The sequence below is a fragment of the Kribbella sp. NPDC104740 genome, assembly GCF_055583505.1.
Window position 1 is genome coordinate 44,504 of record NZ_JBVJNV010000010.1, and the last position, 19,217, is coordinate 63,720.

Consider the following 19,217-nt stretch of genomic DNA (forward strand, 5'->3'; position numbering starts at 1 on the left):
TCAGGCCTACTCGGGCCCTCACGTCAAGGAGTCACCAGATGTCCGTTTCACCAACTCGTCTCGTCGGCCTCGGTATCGCCGTGTCGGCCCTGGCTGTGTCGCTGGTCGCCTGTGGATCGGACGACGGCGGCTCCGACTCGGCCGGCGGCTCGGGCGGCAAGAAGGTCGCCCTGCTCCTCCCGGAGTCGAAGACCACCCGCTACGAGGCCCTCGACCGGCCGCTGTTCACCGAGGCCCTGAAGGCCGCCTGCGCCGACTGCGAGCTGATCTACAGCAACGCCGACCAGGACGCCGCCAAGCAGCAGACCCAGGCCGAGGCCGCCCTCACCCAGGGCGCCAACGTGCTGGTCCTCGACCCGGTCGACGGCAAGGCCGCCGCCGCGGTCGTCGCCTCCGCCAAGGGCCAGAACGTCCCGGTGATCGCGTACGACCGGTTCATCGAGGGCGCGAACTTCTACGTCTCCTTCGACAACGAGACCGTCGGCAAGCTGCAGGCCCAGACCCTGGTCGACACCCTGAAGGCGGCCGGCAAGACCTCCGGCAACCTGGCCATGATCAACGGCGCCCCGACCGACCCGAACGCGGCCGACTTCAAGAAGGGCGCGCACAGCGTGCTCGACAGCTCCGGCTACAAGATCGCCGCCGAGTTCGACACCCCGGACTGGAGCCCGGACAAGGCGCAGGCCTGGATGGAAGGCCAGCTGAGCGCGATCAAGAACGGCCTGGTCGGCGTGTACGCCGCCAACGACGGCACCGCGGGCGGTGCGATCGCGGCCCTCAAGGGTGGCGGCGTGAACCCGCTCCCGCCGGTCACCGGCCAGGACTCCGAGCTGGCCGCGATCCAGCGGATCGTCGCCGGCGACCAGGCGATGACCATCTACAAGGCCGTCAAGCCGCAGGCCGAGGCCGCCGCGAAGGCCGCCGTCGCGCTGGCCGGTGGCGGCAAGGCCGAGTCGACCGGTGACTTCAAGGGCGTCCCGTCGACGATCCTCGACCCGATCGCCGTCACCAAGGCCAACATCAACGACACTGTGGTCAAGGACGGCATCTACAAGGTGACCGACATCTGCACCGCGTCGTTCGCGACCGCCTGCACGGCCGCCGGCCTCAAGTAAGGCAGCCACACCCCGGTGGCACCCCCGGCCTTGAGGAGGCCGGGGGTGCCGCCGGGGTCACGGCCGGGAACGAACCCCTCAGGAGCTGAATCGATGACTGTCACACCCACCCCCGTCGGAACCGGCACAGTGCTGGCGCTGCGGGGTGTCTCCAAGCGCTTCGGCGCGGTCCAGGCCTTGAAGAACATCGAGCTGGACGTCCGGGCCGGCGAGGTGCTCGCCCTGGTCGGCGACAACGGCGCCGGCAAGTCGACGCTGGTCAAGACCATCGCCGGCGTCTACACCGCCGACGACGGCACGATGGTCTTCGACGGCCAGGAGGTCCGGGTCGGCAGCCCCGCCGAGGCGCAGCAGCTCGGCATCGCGACCGTCTTCCAGGACCTGGCCCTGTGCGACAACCTCGACGTGGTCGCGAACCTGTACCTCGGCCGCGAGCTCCGCAAGGGCACCGTGCTCGACGAGGTCGAGATGGAGCGCTCCTCCTGGGAGCTGCTGCGCCAGCTGTCGGCGAAGATCCCGAGCGTCCGGATCCCGGTGGCCAGCCTGTCCGGCGGCCAGCGGCAGACCGTCGCGATCGCCCGCAGCCTGCTCGGCGACCCCAAGGTCGTGATGCTCGACGAGCCGACCGCGGCGCTCGGCGTCGCGCAGACCGCCGAGGTGCTGAACCTGGTCGAGCGGCTGCGCGAGCGTGGTCTCGCGGTGATCCTGATCAGCCACAACATGGCCGACGTGATGGCCGTCGCCGACCGGGTCGCCGTGCTGCGGCTGGGCCGCAACAACGGCATCTTCACGGTCAGCGAGACCAAGACCCAGGACATCATCGCCGCCATCACCGGCGCGACGGACAACGCGGTCTCCGAGCGCGCGGCGCGCCGGACGCACGAGGAAGGGGCCGCATCATGACGGTCGACGGTTCGAAGGCACCCGTGCAGGACACCGTGCCCGCCGTACCCACCAACGGCTCCGCGCTGCCGGCAGACCTGCAGGACGAGCGGCTGATCGCCAGCCACGGGATCAGCGGGGCGGTGTCGGCGTTCACCGCGCGGCTGCGCACCGGTGACCTCGGCTCGGTCCCGGTGGTGGTCGGGCTGATCATCATCTGGGCGGTCTTCCAGATCGCCAACAGCAACTTCCTGTCCAGCCGCAACCTGGTCAACCTGACCCTGCAGACCACGTCGGTCGGCGTGATCGCGATCGGGATCGTGCTGGTCCTGCTGCTCGGTGAGATCGACCTGTCGGTCGGTTCGGTGAGCGGTCTGGCGGCCGCCGTACTGGGTGTCACGTTCGTCAACAAGGGCTGGCCGCTGTTCCTCTCGCTGGTCGTCGGCGTGCTGCTCGGTCTGGTGATCGGGTTGTTCTACGGCACGCTCTACAACAGGTTCGGCGTACCGAGCTTCGTGATCACGCTGGCCGGTCTGCTCGGCTTCCTCGGTCTGCAGCTGCTGGTGCTCGGCAAGGAGGGCTCGCTCAACCTGCCGTTCGACTCGGCGCTGGTCGGGTTCGCCACCCGGAGCTTCCTGTCGCCGGTGCTGGCCTACGTGCTGGTCGCGGTCGTCGTCGCCGTGTACGCGCTGACCCGGCTGCGCGCCCGAGGCGCCCGCGCCGCCGCCGGTCTGTCCGCGGCCCCGACGTCGATGATCGCGATCAAGGCTGCCGCCCTGGCCCTGGTCCTGCTCATCCCGGTCCTGGTGCTGAACGGCGACCGTGGTGTGTCGTCGATGTTCGTGCTGTTCCTGGTGCTGGTGATGGCGACCGACTTCGCGATCCGCAAGACCCGCTGGGGCCGCTCGGTGATGGCGGTCGGCGGCAACGTCGAGGCGGCCCGCCGGGCCGGTATCAACGTCCGGTTCATCTACCTGTCGGTCTTCGCCGCCTGCTCCACCTTCGCCGCCGTCGGCGGGCTGCTCGCGGCAGCCCGGCTGGTCGCGGTGAACCAGAGCAGCGGTGGCGCCGACACCAACCTGAACGCGATCGCCGCCGCCGTCATCGGCGGGACCAGCCTGTTCGGCGGCCGCGGTTCGGCGTACTCGGCACTGCTCGGCGCGCTGGTGATCATGTCGATCTCCAACGGCCTGGCGCTGCTCAGCCTGGACTCCAGCGTCCGCTACATGGTCACCGCCGGCGTCCTCCTGGTCGCCGTCACGATCGACTCGCTCAGCCGCCGCAGCCGCCAGGCGCACGGCCGAGCTTAGAAGCCCGGTGGGCTGCTGTCTGAATCCCCTGCATCGGCAGCAGCCCGCCGTTCCAATCCATCCCCTCCCCCGCAGGACAGGCCGCCGTCTCCGCCCGGACGGCGGCCTGTTCGTTCCTACAGCGCGTTGACCGCCCGGGTCGCCACCAGCGCACCACGCCGTACGGCGCGCTCCAGCGCCCAGCGGCGAGCGGCGAAGTCCGCCGACGGCAGCGAGATCGCCACCGACGCCAGGACGACGCCCGCCGACGAGCGGACCGGCGCGGCCAGGCAGGACAGGCCGTCCTGGAACTCGCCGATCTCCAGCGCCACGCCGGAGCGGCGGACCTGGTCGAGGTGGGTCTCAAGGGTCGGGCGGTCGGTCATCGTGCTCGCCGTGCACTGCCGCAGGCCGACCCGGTCGAGGTAGGCGCCGCGGGCCTGCTCGCTCATCGCCGCGAGCATCACCTTGCCGAACGCCGTCGCGTGGGTCGCCTGGTGGAAGCCGATGTCGAGCACCTGCACCCGCGGCCGCCGTTCGGAGTCGACGACGTGGGCGATCACGACGTCGACCTCGCGGTACACCGCGTAGTACGCCGCCGCGTCGGCCTCCAGATGCAGCCGCCGGACGGCGGACGCGATCAGCGGCGGCACCTCGAGCTGCCGCTGCAACCCCTGCTCGAGCAGGCGGACGCGGTAGCCGAGGCCGTAGCGGTGGTCCTGCGCGAGGTGGACGAGGTAGCCGGACTCGGTGAGCGTCGCCAGCAGGTGGTACGCCGAGGGCAGCGCGAGCTCGAGATGCGCCGCGATCTCCTTGGCGGTGACGCCGTCACGGCTGGCGGCGACGAACTCCATCGCCTTCAGCGCCCGCGACACCGACTGCACCGTCCCGGCGGCCGGCGTACCGGTGGCCGCGGGTGGGTCGAAAGGGTGCGCGGGCATGCTCACCCTGACAGCCTGCCCTGAAACCAGCGCGGGCGCACCGCCGTTCCGCGCGGCCTTCACCCGGCCGCCTGGTCGACACCCGGCGGCCGCGGCAGCCCGTACCGCACGCTGAGCAGCCCGCGGCAGAGCCCGGAGTTCCCCTCGATGCTGATCCGGGTGGTCTTCGCCATCCTGAGCTGGAGAGGAAGATCCACCGCGGTGATGGGAGTGCCGTCGTCCTGTACGAGGAGGGCGGCGTCAGGTCCGTGGTCGAGGCCCAGGTCGTCCCTTCTTCTCAGAAGTCTCTCCAGCTCGACCTTCGACTCGAGCGCCGCGTCCGCCTCCCCGAGCGTGGTGTCGGCCAGGGTCAGCATCGTCCAGCCGGCCTTGAGGAGGCGGGTGGCGACCTGTTCCTGGCAGGCGCGGTGGGCCTTGCGGCGGAAGGTCTGGCGGAGCTCCTCCAGCTCCCCGTCGGCGAGCCCGGGGAACGAGCCTTCGAAGCCGCGGGAGGCGGCGACGCCGGAGTTGATCTCGTCGGAGGCGAAGTGGTCCTCCAGGCGGATCACCACCTTCGTCACGCCGGGGACCGCGGCGACGGCGTCGTACGCGTCGGCGACCATCAGGTAGGCGAAGTTCGGCGCGCAGAAGTACGTCGGCAGCCGCAGCTCGACCTCGACCTCGCCGCCGTTCTCCTCGATGCTCGCGACGAACCCCAGCTCCGTGATCGGTGCGTCGAGCTCGGGGTCGCGCACGGTCGCGAGCGCCTCGGTGATCCTCATGCGACCGGGACCGGTTCGGAGCCGACGGCACCGTCGGCCGATTCGGGCAGCCGCAGCTCGGCCGGTACGTCGATGTCGTACAGCTTGGCCGCGTTCAGCCCGAGGATCTTCTTCTTCGCCGCGACCGTCAGCTCCGGGTACTCGGTCAGCTCGGGCGGGTAGGAGAAGTCGACGAAGCGTTCGATCAGCCAGGCCGGCGTCCAGATCGCGTAGTCGCTGGCGAAGGTGATCCGGTCCTCGCCGATCCAGTACAGCAGCTCGCCGATGATCTGCGCGAAGTACTTCGGCCGGCTGTGGATGAACGGCATCGCGACCGCGAGACCGCCGTACACGTTGGGCTCCTGGGTCGCGATCCAGCAGAAGTCCTCCAGCCGCGGCAGGCCGACGTGCTCGACGATGAAGTTCAGCCCGGGGAACGCCGACGCGACGTCGTCGACGTCGGCGACGTCGAACGCGTCCCGGTTCAGCGGGTAGATCGTCGGGCCCTTGTGGATGTGGACGTTCTTGATGCCCAGCTCCTCGCACTTCTCGAGGTACCGGTACGACCACGGGTCGGTCAGCTTCCAGCCCTTCGAGTCGCCCTTCCACTCCGCGGTGTAGAGCTTCACGCCGCGCAGGTTCCAGCGCTCCGACAGCTCGGCGAGCTTGTCCAGGCCGGCCTCGCCGTCGCGCGGGTCCCAGGCTCCGTTGACGATGAACTTGTCGGGATGCCGCTCGGCCAGTACGCCGTCCTGCTCGGTGGTGTTGAACCCGTTGACGTAGAAGTCGGTCAGGTACGTCGGCTGGAAGATCGCCCGGTCGACGTACCCGTCGGTGAACAGGTCCTTGATGATCCTGTCCTCGGACTGCTTGTGGAACTCCTCCAGCGTCCACACCTTGTCGGCCGGCGACAGGTTGCGGTGGTAGTCGTAGAAGCAGTTGATGAAGCCCTCGCCGTACCGGTTGGCCTGGTTGGCCGGGGTCGCGTCCCAGGCGTGGATGTGGCTGTCGACGATGAAGTAGCTGTTGCCGTCCTTGCTGTACATGCGATCTCCTCAGCTCGTCAGGATGGCGCGGCCGCCGGGGACCCGGCCGCCGTCCAGGTCGTCCAGCGCGGTCAGCGCGTCGTCCAGGGAGTACTGCTGGGTGGCCAGCCGGACCCGGCCCTGCGCGGCCAGCTCCATCAGGTCGGCCAGGTCGCTGTAGGAGCCGACCAGGTTGCCGACCACGTTGATCTCGCGGGAGATCACGTCGATGGTCGGGACGTCGACCTTGCCGCCGTACCCGATCACGAAGTACGAGCCGGAGTCGCGGGTCATCGCGACGCCGTCGGCCTCGGTGCCGTTCTCGCCGACGAAGTCGAGCACCACCTGGGCGCCCGCGCCGCCGGTCTGCTCCAGCACCTCCTCGACCTGGCCACCGTCGCTGAGCACGGTGGAGTAGGCGCCGAGCGCGAGTGCCTTGTCGAGCACCTCCTGGGAGCGGTCGACGACGATCACCTTCGACGGCGTCATCGCGACCAGGCACTGCAGCCCGATGTGCCCCAGGCCGCCGGCGCCGATCATCACCACCCGGTCGGCCGGGTGCAGCAGCGGGACCGCCTTGCGGACCGCGTGGTACGCCGTGAGCCCGGCGTCGGCGAGCGCCGCGACGTCGGCCGGCGCCAGGCCGTCGTCGAGCTTCACGATCGAGCGCACCGACGTACGGAGGTACTCGGCCATGCCGCCGTCGGTATTGATGCCCGGGAACAGCGAGTCGCCGCAGTGCACGTCGTCACCGGCCCGGCAAGCACGGCAGAGTCCACACGTCACCAGCGGGTGGAGGATCACCTTGTCGCCCGGCCGGACCGCCGACACCGCGGCCCCGACCTCCTGCACCGTCCCGGCGTTCTCGTGGCCGATCACGTACGGCAGCGCGACCCCGCTCTTGGCGGCCCACTGCCCTTCGATGATGTGCAGATCGGTCCGGCAGACGCCCGCGGCGTCCACCTTCACGATCACGTCGAGCGGCCCCTGCAGGCCCGGGTCGGGGATGTCGTCGAGGGTGGGTGGTTTGCCGTACTCGTGCACGCGCACTGCCTTCACCGTGGCCACAACCTTTCGGGGTCTGCGATGGTCGTCCGATGGTCGCGGTGGCTCCCGGCGGACCGGAAGGGGCGTTATCGCCTTCCGATAACGCCCCTTCGACCTAGCTGAAGGTTTCCTCCACCGGGTGGGTTTCTAGGCTGCCGCGGATGAAGCTCGTAGCAGATCAGCAGCAGCTGGCCGCGGCCGTCGGCTGGGTCGCCAAGGGACTCCCCCACCGGACCAGTACGCCGGTGCTGCTGGGCCTGCTCTTCACCGCCGGCTCCAGCACGGTCATCACCGGGACCGATCACGCGATGACCGTGCAGGTCAGACTGGACTGCCAGGTCGATGCCGAAGGCACCTGTCTGGTGCCGGGGCGGATGCTGGCGGAGATCACCAAGCTGCTGCCACCGGGGCCGGTCACGCTCAGCGCGGTCGACAACAGATGCGTGATCCGTAGCCACGACGCTGTCTATTCACTCCCGTTGCTTCCGGTGGCCGACCACCCGGAAAACCCTTCGGTTGAAGGGGAAATCGGTACAGCTGCGGATTCAGCCGCGTTTGCTGCAGCTGTTCAGCAGGTCGGGGTCTCTGCCGCTCGTGACGACGTGGTGCCTGCTCTGTCCGGCATCAATCTCAGCTTCTCCGGCGGCGCCGTCGAGCTGGCCGCCACCGATCGGTACCGGCTGGGGATCGCTCAGGTTCCGGTCAGCGAGCCGGTGGAGTTCGAGGCGTTGGTGCCGGCCAGAACTCTGGGTGAGTTGAGCCGGGGGTTCGCGGCAGACGGCGGTCAGGTGCAGCTGTCGCTGTCCGAGGAAACCCTCCTGCTCCGCAACCACGACCGCTCGGCCTGGGTGCGCACGCTCAGCGGTCCGTACCTCCCCTACCGGCGGATCGTCCCCGACGACACCCCGATCACCACCACCGTCGACCGGATCGCGCTGCGCGACGTGGTGAAGCGGCTGAGCGTCGTCGCCGACGGGATGACCCCCATCTGGCTCGAGTACGGCGAACGCTCGGTCCGCGTCCACGCGGGCTCGGGCGACGACGCGGCCGGCGCCGAGACCCTCCCGATCACCCGCGAAGGCGACCCGCTGACGGTCGCGTTCACCGCGCAGCTGCTGCTCGACGCGATCGACTCGTTCGGGAGCGAGCACCTGACGATGTCCTACACAGGAGGGCGCAAACCGGCGGTGCTGACCGGAGAACAGAACTACTTGCACGTGATCACGCCTCGGCTCCTTCCGCAGACCTGAAAAGCGGACGCCGCTGGAACACAACTCGGCCCCGCCTGCGGGCAGCAGACGGGGCCGGGTGAGCGTACTCAGGCAGTGGCGGCGGTCAGGTCGACCTTCGGCTCGGCGAAGTGGCAGGCCACGGTCTGGCCGCCGGACGAGCGCGGCTTGATCTCCAGCAGCGGCTCCTGGGTGGCGCAGATGTCCTGCGCCTTCCAGCACCGGGTGCGGAACCGGCACCCGCTCGGCGGGTCGATCGGCGACGGGACGTCCCCGACCAGCCGGATCCGCTCCTTCGGCGGGACGCCGCGGATCGTGCCCAGGTCGGGCGCGGCCGACAGCAGCGCCTGGGTGTACGGGTGCTGCGGCGCGGTGTAGATCTGCTCCCGCGGGCCCTGCTCGACGATCTTGCCCAGGTACATCACGGCGACGGTGTCGCAGAAGTGCCGGACCACGCCGAGGTCGTGCGCGATGAAGACGAACGCGATGCCCAGATCGCGGCGCAGGTCCTCCATCAGGTTCATCACCTGGGCCTGGATCGACACGTCCAGCGCGGAGACCGGCTCGTCGGCGATGATCACCTCGGGCTCGACCGCGAGCGCCCGGGCGATCCCGATCCGCTGCCGCTGACCGCCGGAGAACTCGTTCGGGTACCGGTTGTGGTGCTCGGGGTTCAGGCCGACCCGCTCCAGCAACTCCTGGACGCGCTCGAGCTCCTTGCCCTTCTTCACCAGGTTGTGCACCCGCAACGGCGTACTGATGATGTTGCTGACCGTCTGCCGCGGGTTCAGCGAGCTGTACGGGTCCTGGAAGACGATCTGCAGCTCCCGGCGGAACGGGCGCAGCTCGCGCTCCTTCATCCGGGCGATGTCGGTGCCCTTGAACAGGATCTGGCCGGCCGTCGGGGTGAGCAGCCGGGTGATCATCCGGCCGGTGGTCGACTTGCCGCAGCCGGACTCGCCGACCAGGCCGAGGCTGCCGCCCGGGGCCAGGTCGAAGCTGACGCCGTCGACGGCCTGGACCACCTTGCGGGTCCGGCCCAGCCCGGCGGCCTCCTTGATCGGGAAGTGCATCTTGAGGTCGCGGACCTGCAGCAGCGGCGTACCCTGCTGGTTCCGGGCGGCCGGGGTGTCTTGCACAGGGTTGCTCATCTCTCTCCTCAGCCCAGTCTCGGAGCGACCTCGGCCTCGTAGATCGAGGCCTTGTCGTGCAGGTGGCAGCGGGACGTGTGCGCGCCGGCGCCGTCGACCGGCAGCAGCTCGGGCAGCTCGGTGGTGCAGCGCTCGCCCTTGACCCGCTCCTGGTAGGGGCAGCGGGGGTTGAACGAGCACCCGCTCGGCAGGTTCAGCAGGCTCGGCGGCAGGCCCTTGATCGGGCGCAGCTTCTCGCTGGCCGCCGACACCGTCGGGATCGACTCCAGCAGGCCCCAGGTGTAGGGCATCCGCGGGTTGGCCAGCACGTCCTCGGCGGTGCCGTACTCGACGCAGCGGCCGGCGTACATCACCAGCACGTCGTCGGCCATCTCGGCGACCACGCCGAGGTCGTGCGTGATCAGCACGATCGCCGAGCCGAACTCCTTCTGCAGGTTGTTCAGCAGGTCCAGGATCTGCGCCTGGACGGTGACGTCGAGCGCGGTGGTCGGCTCGTCGGCGATCACCAGCTTCGGGTCGTTGACCAGGCCCATCGCGATCATCGCGCGCTGCCGCATCCCGCCGGAGAACTCGTGCGGGTACTGCTTGAACCGGCGCTGCGGGTTCGGGATGCCGACCAGGTCGAGCATCTCCAGGGCGCGCTTCTTGGCGACGTCCTTGGAGACCTTGTGGTGCACCAGGTACGCCTCGGCGATCTGGTTGCCGACCGTGTAGAGCGGGTGCAGCGACGACTGCGGGTCCTGGAAGACCATCGAGACGGCGTCGCCGCGGACCTTCATCAGGTCGTTCTCGGGCAGGCCGACGATCTCGTCGCCGCCGAGCTTGATCGAGCCGGTGATCCGGGTCCGCTTGGGGTCGTGCAGGCCCATCACGGCCATGCTGGAGACCGACTTGCCGGAGCCGGACTCGCCGACGATGGCCAGCGTCCGGCCCAGCGGTACGGCGTACGACAGACCGTTGACGGCGCTGACCAGGCCGTCGGCGGTCGGGAACTTGACGGTGAGGTCGGTGACCTCGAGGTACGGCGTCTCGCCGCTGGGGTTGAGCGAGGCCTGCCGGCGCTCGCGGGTCGCGATCGACGGCCCGCGCGGGGTGTCGGCTGCGGAGTCGCTCATGGTGGAACTGTCCTTCCCGGGCTCGTTGACTGGGGTGCTCACGACAGCCTCACCCGCGGGTCGACGATGCTGTAGGCGATGTCGACCAGGAAGTTCATCGAGACCAGGATGACCGAGGCGATCAGCACGGTGCCCATGATCACCGGCAGGTCGTAGCTCTGCAGGCTCTCCAGCACCAGGTTGCCCAGGCCGGGCAGGTCGAAGATCCGCTCGGTGAAGATGGCACCGGCCAGCGAGCCGGCGATGTCCAGGCCGAAGATCGTGATCACCGGGATCAGGCCGGAGCGCAGGGCGTGCTTGTAGGTCACCTTGCGGTCCGACAGGCCCTTGGCCCGGGCGGTACGGATGTAGTCCTCGCTGAGCGTCTCGACCATCGAGCCGCGCGAGTAGCGCGCGTACTGCGTGCAGTTGTAGACCCCGATCACCAGCCACGGGGTCAGCAACCCGAGGAACCACTTGCCCGGGTTGTCCGACAGTGGCGTGTAGCCACCACGGGGCAGGATCGGGTAGAGGATCGTGAGGTAGAGCGACACCATCAGGGCGACGATGTAGAACGGCACCGAGCTGAGCACCAGCGTGCTGGTCATCAGCACCCGGTCACCGGTGCTGCCGCGTCTCTTCGCGGCCATCGAACCGACGAAGACACCGATCGTCAGCACCAGAACGGCGTACCCGGCGACCAGCGACACCGTGACCGGCAGCCGGTCCTTCAGCATCTGGGTCACCGGCCGGTCGTTCTTGAACGAGAAGCCCAGGCAGGGCGCCTTGCAGTCCTGCACGACACCGGCGGTCTCGAAGGTCCGCCCGGCGAAGATCCCCGCCGTGTACTCGGCGAACTGCTGCACCTTGGGTCGGTCCAGGTGCAGGTTCTCCTTGATCTCGTTGTAGCGCTCCTGGGTGCAGTTGCGCTCACCGCAGATCGCCGCGGCCGGGTCGGTCGGGGCGACGAAGAACAGCGTGAAGGTCGCGATGAGCGTGACCAGTACCACGCTGAGCGCGCTCACCAGCCGGCGCGCCACGAAGTAGAGCACGGGGGTTTTCTCCTCACCGATCGGGGTGGTGACCGAACCGAGGTCCGGTCACCACCCCACCATCAGATGATCAGACTGCTAGGAGTTCCGGCGGACCGGAACCGATCAGGGCTGCTTCAGGTAGATCGAGGTGAACTCGGGCATGCCCTGGGTCACGTCGTTGATGGCGTGACCGATGTTCTTGCCGACCGGGAACGCGCTCGCGCTGAAGTAGAGCGGAACCGCCGGCAGGTACTCCTCGAGGATCTTGCGGTCGATCTTCGACCACTCCTTCAGCTGCTCGTTCGGGGTCAGCGCCGCGACCCGATCGATCTCGGCGTCCAGAGCCTTGTCCTGGATCATGCCGATGCTGTTGTTGAGCTTGACCGCGTCGGACCTGAACAGCACCGGGTACCAGCTGGTTCCGGACGGCCAGTCCGAGCACCAGCCGGCAGGCCCCTGGCCCAGGTTGACCGGAGCGCTCATGTCGTTGGTCAGGCTGCGGATCTTGGCCTTCGGCACACCGACCGACTTGACCTTGAACCCGGCCGCGGTGAACGTCTGGGTCCACAGCTGGTTCTGCTGCTGACGGATCTTGTCGTCGTTGGAGTAGTAGTAGCTCAGCTCGAAGTTCTCCTTGCCGAGCTCCTTGAGCTTGTCCTTGATCTCGGCCGCGACGGCCGGGTCCTCGGCACCCTTACCGGTTCCGGTCAGGCCCGGCAGCTCGTACTTCTCGTAGCCCGGGACGGCCGGCGGAAGGTAGCCGGACGCGGGGATCGCGGTGTCCGGGGTGAGACCGCGGACCTTGCGCCAGCTGTCGTACGGGAAGGCTTTGGCGATCAGCTTGCGGACCTCGAGCGGGATCTTGCGGGTGTCCATGCCGAGCACCGCGTCGCACGGCGATCCGCCGCGGATGATCTGGCTCTGGTCCTTGACCTCAGGCACGAGGCTGGCGTCCAGGTTGCTGTAGCTCAGCGCGTTCGCGTCGGCGCCGTTGCTGGCCAGCACCTGGCGCTGCACCTTCAGCAGGTCCTGGGAGAACTTGAAGTCCCAGTTGTCCGGGTACTGGTGCCGGACCGGGTCCGTGTTCGGGTCCCAGTTCGGGTTCTTGGTCAGCTTCAGCTGGGATCCGGCGGTGTAGCTCTCCACCATGTACGGACCGGTCGCCATCGGCTTCTGCTCGTAGGACAGCTTGGTGTCCTTGGCCTTCGGGATCGGCGTGAACATCGGGAACGCCGCGTAGAACGGAAGGTCGTCGAACTTCCTCGCCAGCCGGATGACCAGGGTCGACTCGTCCGGGGTCTCGACGCCGGCGTAGTTGTCACCGTCGCTGTACGGCCCCGTGTACTTGTCGCCGTCCTTGAAGAACTGCTGCTGGTACGTGGGGCCCGAGTCGTACAGGTCGTGCGCGAACGACCGCTTGATCGCGTACGCGTAGTCGGCGGCCTTGACCGGCGACCCGTCCATGTACTTGATGCCCTGCTTGAGCTTGAACGTCCAGGTCAGGCCGTCGGCGGACTTGGTGCCCAGGTCCTCGGCGAGGTCCGGGACGAGCACCGGCTTCCCGGTCTTGTCGTCCAGCTTGTACTGGGTCAACGCCCGGTACATCAGCTTGCCGATCTGGTTACCGTCGATGTAGTAGATGTTGGTCGGGTCGAAGGTGCTCGGCGTCACGTCCGACAGCACCGTCACGGTGCCGCCCTTCTTCGCGCCGTCGATCTCGGCCGCCGGGCCTTTCACCGTCGGGTCGGTCGCCTTCTCCTGCGCCTTGCCCGCGTCGCCCGAGTTCTGGTTACCACTCCCGTTGTTCGACGACGGGGTGCCACAGGCCACGGCGGCCAGCATGACCGTCGCCGCGACAGCGGTGATCCGCTTCCACTGCATTGTTGTCTTTCTCCTTTTCTGCCGCTGGGGCAACGCCGGGCTACCGGCGAGTCTTCGGGTCGAAGGCGTCCCGGACCGCGTCGCCCAGCAGGGCGAGGGCCAGCACGAGGGCAGTGATGCCGAGCACCGGTAGCCACAGGTACAACGGGTCGGCCTTGAACCAGTTGGTCGCGGTGGCGATCGTCTGACCCCACGACGGGATCGGCTCGATCAGTCCCACGCCCAGGAACGAGAGCCCTGCCTCAGCCGTCACGTACGCCGGCAGCGCCAGCGACGCCGAGATCACGATCGGCGCGACCAGGTTCGGCAGCAGCTCCTTGAACAGCACCTGCCGGGTCGGCACGCCGATCGCCTTCGCGGCCAGCACGAACTCGCGCTCGCGCAGCGACAGCACCTCACCACGGATGATCCGGGCCAGGCCCGCCCAGCCGAAGAACGACAGGACGAAGATCAGCACGAAGAACCGGGTCGAGGCCTGCTCGTCCGGGGTCAGGTTGAACGAGCCGCCGCGCATGTTCTCCACGATCGGCACCATCGCGATCGCGAACAGCAGGTAAGGCAGGCTGAGAACGAAGTCGATGATCCAGGAAATCAGCCGGTCCACCCAACCACCGAGGAATCCGGCCAGCAGGCCCATCACCACCCCGACAGCGGTACCGAACAGTGTCGCCACGAACGCGACGATCAGCGACGGGCGCGCGCCGTAGACCCACCGGGCGAAGTTGTCCCGGCCGGTCTTCGGCTCGACCCCGAACCAGTGGTCCGGGGTGATTCCGATGGTCGGGAAGCCGTACTCGTCGACCAGGTCAGGGGTGAACGTGCTGATGTCACCGCCCTCGAGCTTCGTCAGCAGCGGCGCGAAGATCGCGATCAGGATGAAGAACAGCACCACGCAGGCACAGATCACCGCGACCCGGTCCTTGCGGAGCCGGTCCATCGCGATCCGCGTCGGCGATTTCCCGTGCGCCACACTCGCGTCGCGTACGGGCTCCGCCGACGACGGGTGGTCCTCGACACCTACGGTCGAGTCGGGTGAACCGATGCTCATTCGCACTCCGTCAGCTCTGTGTCAGCTCTGTCAGCCAGATTCCGGGGACGGGACCGGCCACGGTCTGTAGATCGCGCCGTTCCCCGGTCAGGGAACCAGGTGCAGCAAGGTGCAGCCGAAATCCCTTGACAACGACCGGCGCCACACCGCGCGCTAGCCTGCCCGACACATCTCGGCCAAACCAGCGGCTTCCGGCAGCAGTGTACAAATCGTTACCGGAACGAGTACCAGGGCGGTACATTTGGAACGAATGTTCACACTGAGCAACCGATGATCGACAATTCGCGGCGGCACAGCACCGACAATGGCCATTTTGTGCCAGATTGTCACGGACAGTGCAGGAATCCGGTTTCTCGGTGAAACATCACCGACGGTGATCAAGTGCCTGATTCGGCAAGTTCCAACTGGCGACGCAGCTCCTGTACGCCGGGGACGTACCCGGACGCGGTCATCGCCGCGATCCCCTCGGTCAGCAACCGCCGGCCTCCGGCGCGATCCCCGCTGTGCACCGCAAGCCACGCTCGGGCGCTGCGGAGCTGTACGTCGCCCCACTGGTCCGGTCGCTCGGCGAACACCGCCGCGGCGTGGTCGAGCAGCTCCGCCGCGGCGGCCAAGTCGGCACCGAGCGTCCTGACCCGGGCCTCGACGATGTCCACGTGCGCCCGGCCGAGGTCGTCGCCGATCCGGTCGATGATCTCCCCCGCCTCCGCCACGACCTCCGTCAGCTCGCCGCGGTGCTCGGCTCCCTGCCCCTCGCCGCCGGCCAGCGCCTGGGCGAACAGCACCAGCCGGATGGCATGGAGCCGCGAGCCCGGCGGACTGACGGCCCGCAGCCGGCGCCGGACCTCGATCGCTTCGGAGCGCCGTCCGAGTCCCGCAAGGCCCGAGGCCAGGTGATCCAGCGCCCGCGCCTCGACAGTCGCGGGGTCCGAGCACCGGTCCACCAGGGTGAGCATCTGCTCGGCGGTCGCGACCGTCGTCGCGTAGTCGCCGGCCTCGCCGGCCTGGTAGGCGAGCATCAGCAGGGCTCCGGACCGCAGATCGGGATCGCCGGCCCGCTCCGCGGCGTCCAGCGCGCGCTGCCCGATCTCGACCAGCACATCCGCCGCGTTCGCCTGCGCCTCGGCACCGAACCTGCGCTTGAGCACCTCCGACTCCAGCTCCGGGTCCGTGCCGCTGGTCGTCGCGTCGGCCACCGCCAGAACGTCCTGACGCAGCTCGCGGAGGTCCCGCAGCACCAGGAAGTCGTCCAGGCGCATGGCCAGCATCGCCGCGAGCCGCGGGTGCCCGGAAGCGAGCCGCACCGCGGCCGCTACCAGCGGAGCCTCGACAGCGAGCCAGTCGGCCCCGCGCGCGGCTTCGCGCTCCGCGTCGACGAGCATCCGACCCTCGCCTGCGTCGTACAGCATCCGTCGCGGCAGGATCTCACCGATCGTCTCCCCCGCAATCGCCAGCAGCCGCAGCACCGCCTGCAGGTACCGGACCTCGACCGTCTCGCGGTCGGTGACCGTCCTGAGCTCCTCGACCGCCCGCGCCCGCACCAGCGCGTGCAGCCCGTACGTCGGTGGGCTGATCCGCCGCGGCTGGACCAGCCCCAGCGCGACCAGCTCGTTCAGGATCCCTCGCGCCGGATGCTCGTCCAGGTCGAGCAGCGGCGCCGCGACCCAGGCCGAGAACTCGTCGGCGCCGACCAGCGCCAGGTAGCCGAAGAGGCGGCGGGCGGTCTCGCCCGCCGTTCGCAGCGTCAGGTCGAGGCTGGCTCGTACGGCGCGGTCGCCGGCGACCAGGTAGTCGAGGCGGCTCGTCTCGTCGGCCAGGGAGCGGACCACGTCGGCGACGTCCTCACGGATCAGGCTCAGCCGCGACCCGACGATCCGCAGCGCGAGCGGGAGCCCGACGCAGTAGTCGACGATCTCCTGCAGCTCCTCCGCTGGGCGGCCGGAGAGTGCGGCCAGCAGCTCCGCGCTGGTTGCGTCGTCGAGTGCGGTGATCTCCTGGTGGACCGCGTCCTCCAGCCCGAGCAGCGGCCGTCGCGACGTGACGACTACGGCACATCTGCTGTCAGCGGGCAGCAACGGCCGCAACTGACCGGCGTCCGCTGCGTCGTCGAGCACCAGCAGCACCGCCTTGCCGGCCACAGTGGAACGCAGCAGCGCTGCCCTCTCCTCCAGCGACTCCGGTACGGACTCGATGCCCAGCGAGCGCAGCAGCCGTCCAAGCAGGAGGTTGGGCGGCACCGGCTCACCGTTGATGTCCTGGAGCCGGGCGAACAGCTGCCCGTCGGGGAACTCAGCCGCCAGTGTGTGGCCGAGCCGCACGGCCGTGGCGGACTTGCCGGTCCCGGCGGCGCCGTACAGGCAGACGACAGGGGGCGGGCCGCTGCGGTGTCGCAGTACGCCGGTCAGCTCAGCCAGTAGGTTGTCCCGCCCCACCAGTACACCGATGTCGGCAGGTAGCTCGCGGGGACCTGCCTCGGCCTCCCGGAAGTCCAGGGACTCGTCCTGGCGCAGGATCGCGACCTGGAGGTCGCGCAACTTCTGCCCGGGCTCGACACCCAGTTCGTCGGACAGGTGCCGAACCAGGTCGGCGTACGCCGCCAGCGCGTCTGTCTGGCGACCGGACCGGTACAGCGCCAACATCCGGGTCGCAGCGAGTGACTCCCGGGTCGGCTGTTCGGCTGTGAGCTCGGCCAGCTCGGGCAGGACCTCGCGGTGGCGTCCCAGAGCCAGCTCGGTGGTCAGCCGCAGCTCCTGCGCCGCCCAGCGGGATTCGTCGAGGCCCGCGCACAGGCGTCGGCGTACGTCCTCGGACGCTACGTCCGCCAGCGCCGGGCCTCGCCAGAGCGCCAGTGCGTCGGTCAGGAGCTTGTGGCGCTGCTCCAGATCCTCCAGCGGCTTGGCCTGCTCGACGAGCGCAGCGAACAGCTCTACGTCGGTGCGACCGCGCGGAGCGTCGACGGCGTAGCCGTGCGGGCTGCTGACCAGCTTGCTGTCCCCGGTCGCCAGCACTGCGCGGAGGCGTGAGACGTACACCTGCAGCGCGCGCTTGGGACTACCCGGCAACTCCTCCGGCCAGAGCAGCTCGATGAGTCGGTCGGCAGGCACCGCCTTGCCCGACTCGAGCAACAGGACGGCAAGCAGCAGGCGTTCCTGCCTGCGCTTCAGCTCGACCTGCTGCCCTTCCATCCAGATCTGGACCGGCCCAAGCAGTCGGAACTCCACGGACGCAGCGTAGTGCGGTGGTAAGAGCCGGGTAACAACCCGCCCGCATGCTGTCCGCCCAGCCTCCCCGGAAGCGAGTGACGCGTGCACAGACCATGGACTGCCATTGCGGCCGGGCTCGCCCTGCTGACCGGCATGCTGCTGACGGGCGCCCCCGGCAGCAGCTGGTGCGGGACGGCAGCGGCGCCGCAGGCCCACTGTCGTGGGAGTGCGGCGCCGCGACTTCCGATCGGCCCCCGGGTGGTGAGCCGGCGGCGGAGTCAGTCCTGGCGGACGTTGACCGTCACGAACGGGGGCTTGACGACCTCGAAGGCCTCCTGGCGGCCGCGGATGTCGACGGTCACCTGGTCGCCTTCCTTGACCGAGGCGTCGAGGAGGGCCAGGGCGATGCCCTTCTTGAGGGTCGGGGAGAAGGTGCCGGAGGTGACCTCGCCGAGGGTGCCGTCGGGGCCGGCGACGGTCATGTGCGGGCGCGGGATGCCGCGGCCGACGGCGCGCAGGCCGCGCAGGACGCGCTTCGGACCGGCCTCCTTCTCGGCGCGCAGGGCGGCGTCGCCCCAGAAGTGCTCCTTCTTCCAGCCGACCGCCCAGCCCGAGCGGGCCTGGACCGGGGTGATCTCGGGCGAGATGTCCTGGCCGTGCAGCGGGTACCCCATCTCGGTGCGCAGGGTGTCGCGGGCGCCGAGGCCGGCCGGGACGATGCCGTACTGCTCCCCCGCGGCCAGCAGCGCGTCGAAGACCGCGACGGCGGCGGCGTTCGGGACGACCAGCTCGTAGCCGCGCTCGCCGGTGTAGCCGGTGCGGCAGACGACGACCGGCGTACCGGCGTACTCGGCGACGGCGAAGGCCATGTAGTCGTGGCCGGTCGGCAGGCCGATCGCGGCGACCACGTCGTCGGAGTGCGTGCCCTGGACGGCGAGGATCGCGTAGTCGTCGTGGGTGTTGGTCACCACGACGCCGTCCGGCGCCTGCTCGGCCAGCCGGCGGACGACCTCGGCGGTGTTCGCCGCGTTCGGGATCAGGAAGACGTCGTCGTCGGCGTGCAGGTAGGCGATCAGGTCGTCGACCACGCCGCCGTCCTCGGCACAGCACAGCGTGTACTGCGCCTGGCCCGGCCCGATCTTGCCCAGGTCGTTGGTCAGGCAGGAGTTCACGTACGCCGCGGCGCCGGGACCCTTCACCGTCGCCTTGCCCAGGTGGCTGACGTCGAAGACGCCGACCGAGGTCCGGACCGCGGTGTGCTCGGCCACCACCCCGCTGTACTCCAGGGGCATCTCCCAGCCGCCGAACTCGGCGAACTTGGCTCCCAGGGCGACGTGCCGCTCGTGCAGCGGGGACTTCTTCAAGCTGGTCATGCAGCGGAACCTACCGGACCGGCGGCGGCCCGCGGAGCCCGATCGGGCAGCGGTCGTGGTGTGGCACGCATCTCCACCGCCGCCGCCACGTAGCATGCTGAAGCAGCTTTCACGTACCGTCACGACCGGCGCACCTGCCATCCGGTCAAGGAGGACTGAGGATTT

At 69.2% G+C, this 19,217-nt stretch carries 15 protein-coding genes; 4 read left to right on the plus strand and 11 right to left on the minus strand.

Annotated elements, in window-relative coordinates:
- The first annotated feature begins 38 nt into the window (after positions 1-38).
- From ACZ6Z4_RS35745 to ACZ6Z4_RS35755, 3 genes are all read left to right on the plus strand, one after another.
- Positions 39-1,115: an ABC transporter substrate-binding protein gene (locus ACZ6Z4_RS35745; protein ID WP_465575557.1), complete on the plus strand. Its 1,077-nt coding sequence runs from the start codon at positions 39-41 to the stop codon at positions 1,113-1,115.
- Positions 1,116-1,208: 93 nt separating this feature from the next.
- Positions 1,209-2,018, plus strand: coding sequence for an ATP-binding cassette domain-containing protein (locus tag ACZ6Z4_RS35750; protein ID WP_465575562.1), 810 nt, complete (start codon positions 1,209-1,211; stop codon positions 2,016-2,018).
- Positions 2,015-3,307, plus strand: coding sequence for a sugar ABC transporter permease (locus ACZ6Z4_RS35755; RefSeq protein WP_465575565.1), 1,293 nt, complete (start codon positions 2,015-2,017; stop codon positions 3,305-3,307). Before ACZ6Z4_RS35750 ends, ACZ6Z4_RS35755 begins: the two co-directional genes overlap by 4 nt.
- A 116-nt stretch (positions 3,308-3,423) precedes the next feature.
- Here ACZ6Z4_RS35755 and ACZ6Z4_RS35760 read toward each other — a convergent pair whose 3' ends face one another.
- From ACZ6Z4_RS35760 to ACZ6Z4_RS35775, 4 genes are read right to left on the minus strand one after another with little or no spacing between them, the layout of a single operon-like run.
- Complete coding sequence (locus ACZ6Z4_RS35760; protein WP_465576273.1) at positions 3,424-4,227, minus strand: IclR family transcriptional regulator; 804 nt, start codon at positions 4,225-4,227, stop codon at positions 3,424-3,426.
- 59 nt (positions 4,228-4,286) lie between these two features.
- A complete protein-coding gene (locus tag ACZ6Z4_RS35765; RefSeq protein ID WP_465575571.1) occupies positions 4,287-4,988 on the minus strand; it encodes an iron-sulfur cluster assembly protein in 702 nt (233 codons plus the stop codon).
- Positions 4,985-6,013: an amidohydrolase family protein gene (locus ACZ6Z4_RS35770; protein WP_465575574.1), complete on the minus strand. Its 1,029-nt coding sequence runs from the start codon at positions 6,011-6,013 to the stop codon at positions 4,985-4,987. The genes ACZ6Z4_RS35765 and ACZ6Z4_RS35770 overlap by 4 nt, the downstream gene beginning before the upstream one ends.
- 9 nt (positions 6,014-6,022) lie before the next feature.
- On the minus strand, positions 6,023-7,051 hold the full coding sequence (locus ACZ6Z4_RS35775) for an NAD(P)-dependent alcohol dehydrogenase (RefSeq protein ID WP_465575579.1): 1,029 nt from the start codon (positions 7,049-7,051) through the stop codon (positions 6,023-6,025).
- Positions 7,052-7,200: 149 nt separating this feature from the next.
- Between ACZ6Z4_RS35775 and dnaN the strand changes: the two genes are divergently transcribed.
- Positions 7,201-8,289, plus strand: coding sequence for a DNA polymerase III subunit beta (gene dnaN, locus ACZ6Z4_RS35780; RefSeq protein WP_465575585.1), 1,089 nt, complete (start codon positions 7,201-7,203; stop codon positions 8,287-8,289).
- 68 nt (positions 8,290-8,357) lie between these two features.
- Here dnaN and ACZ6Z4_RS35785 read toward each other — a convergent pair whose 3' ends face one another.
- The 7 genes from ACZ6Z4_RS35785 to gcvT all read right to left on the minus strand — a co-directional run bounded on the left by ACZ6Z4_RS35785 (position 8,358) and on the right by gcvT (position 19,052).
- Positions 8,358-9,419 (minus strand): ABC transporter ATP-binding protein, encoded by a 1,062-nt coding sequence (locus ACZ6Z4_RS35785; protein ID WP_465575588.1) that lies wholly within the window; start codon positions 9,417-9,419, stop codon positions 8,358-8,360.
- 8 nt (positions 9,420-9,427) lie between these two features.
- On the minus strand, positions 9,428-10,534 hold the full coding sequence (locus ACZ6Z4_RS35790; protein ID WP_465575591.1) for an ABC transporter ATP-binding protein: 1,107 nt from the start codon (positions 10,532-10,534) through the stop codon (positions 9,428-9,430).
- 38 nt (positions 10,535-10,572) lie between these two features.
- The gene (locus ACZ6Z4_RS35795) at positions 10,573-11,565 is read right to left on the minus strand and encodes an ABC transporter permease (RefSeq protein ID WP_465575594.1); all 993 of its coding nucleotides are present in this window, start codon (positions 11,563-11,565) and stop codon (positions 10,573-10,575) included.
- Positions 11,566-11,670: 105 nt separating this feature from the next.
- The gene (locus tag ACZ6Z4_RS35800) at positions 11,671-13,428 is read right to left on the minus strand and encodes an ABC transporter substrate-binding protein (protein ID WP_465575598.1); all 1,758 of its coding nucleotides are present in this window, start codon (positions 13,426-13,428) and stop codon (positions 11,671-11,673) included.
- A gap of 40 nt (positions 13,429-13,468) precedes the next feature.
- Positions 13,469-14,476 (minus strand): ABC transporter permease, encoded by a 1,008-nt coding sequence (locus ACZ6Z4_RS35805; RefSeq protein WP_465575601.1) that lies wholly within the window; start codon positions 14,474-14,476, stop codon positions 13,469-13,471.
- 377 nt (positions 14,477-14,853) lie between these two features.
- On the minus strand, positions 14,854-17,697 hold the full coding sequence (locus ACZ6Z4_RS35810; protein WP_465575604.1) for an AfsR/SARP family transcriptional regulator: 2,844 nt from the start codon (positions 17,695-17,697) through the stop codon (positions 14,854-14,856).
- Positions 17,698-17,957: 260 nt separating this feature from the next.
- A complete protein-coding gene (gcvT, locus tag ACZ6Z4_RS35815) occupies positions 17,958-19,052 on the minus strand; it encodes a glycine cleavage system aminomethyltransferase GcvT (RefSeq protein WP_465575608.1) in 1,095 nt (364 codons plus the stop codon).
- Positions 19,053-19,217 lie beyond the last annotated feature (165 nt).

Excerpts from the sequence above, each read along its gene's own strand:
- ACZ6Z4_RS35745 (WP_465575557.1), top strand. The coding sequence starts at position 39 with ATGTCCGTTTCACCAACTCGTCTCGTCGGCCTCGGTATCGCCGTGTCG.
- ACZ6Z4_RS35750 (WP_465575562.1), top strand. The coding sequence starts at position 1,209 with ATGACTGTCACACCCACCCCCGTCGGAACCGGCACAGTGCTGGCGCTG.
- ACZ6Z4_RS35755 (WP_465575565.1), top strand. The coding sequence starts at position 2,015 with ATGACGGTCGACGGTTCGAAGGCACCCGTGCAGGACACCGTGCCCGCC.
- ACZ6Z4_RS35760 (WP_465576273.1), bottom strand. The coding sequence starts at position 4,227 with ATGCCCGCGCACCCTTTCGACCCACCCGCGGCCACCGGTACGCCGGCC.
- ACZ6Z4_RS35765 (WP_465575571.1), bottom strand. The coding sequence starts at position 4,988 with ATGAGGATCACCGAGGCGCTCGCGACCGTGCGCGACCCCGAGCTCGAC.
- ACZ6Z4_RS35770 (WP_465575574.1), bottom strand. The coding sequence starts at position 6,013 with ATGTACAGCAAGGACGGCAACAGCTACTTCATCGTCGACAGCCACATC.
- dnaN (WP_465575585.1), top strand. The coding sequence starts at position 7,201 with ATGAAGCTCGTAGCAGATCAGCAGCAGCTGGCCGCGGCCGTCGGCTGG.
- ACZ6Z4_RS35785 (WP_465575588.1), bottom strand. The coding sequence starts at position 9,419 with ATGAGCAACCCTGTGCAAGACACCCCGGCCGCCCGGAACCAGCAGGGT.
- ACZ6Z4_RS35790 (WP_465575591.1), bottom strand. The coding sequence starts at position 10,534 with ATGAGCGACTCCGCAGCCGACACCCCGCGCGGGCCGTCGATCGCGACC.
- ACZ6Z4_RS35800 (WP_465575598.1), bottom strand. The coding sequence starts at position 13,428 with ATGCAGTGGAAGCGGATCACCGCTGTCGCGGCGACGGTCATGCTGGCC.
- ACZ6Z4_RS35805 (WP_465575601.1), bottom strand. The coding sequence starts at position 14,476 with ATGAGCATCGGTTCACCCGACTCGACCGTAGGTGTCGAGGACCACCCG.
- gcvT (WP_465575608.1), bottom strand. The coding sequence starts at position 19,052 with ATGACCAGCTTGAAGAAGTCCCCGCTGCACGAGCGGCACGTCGCCCTG.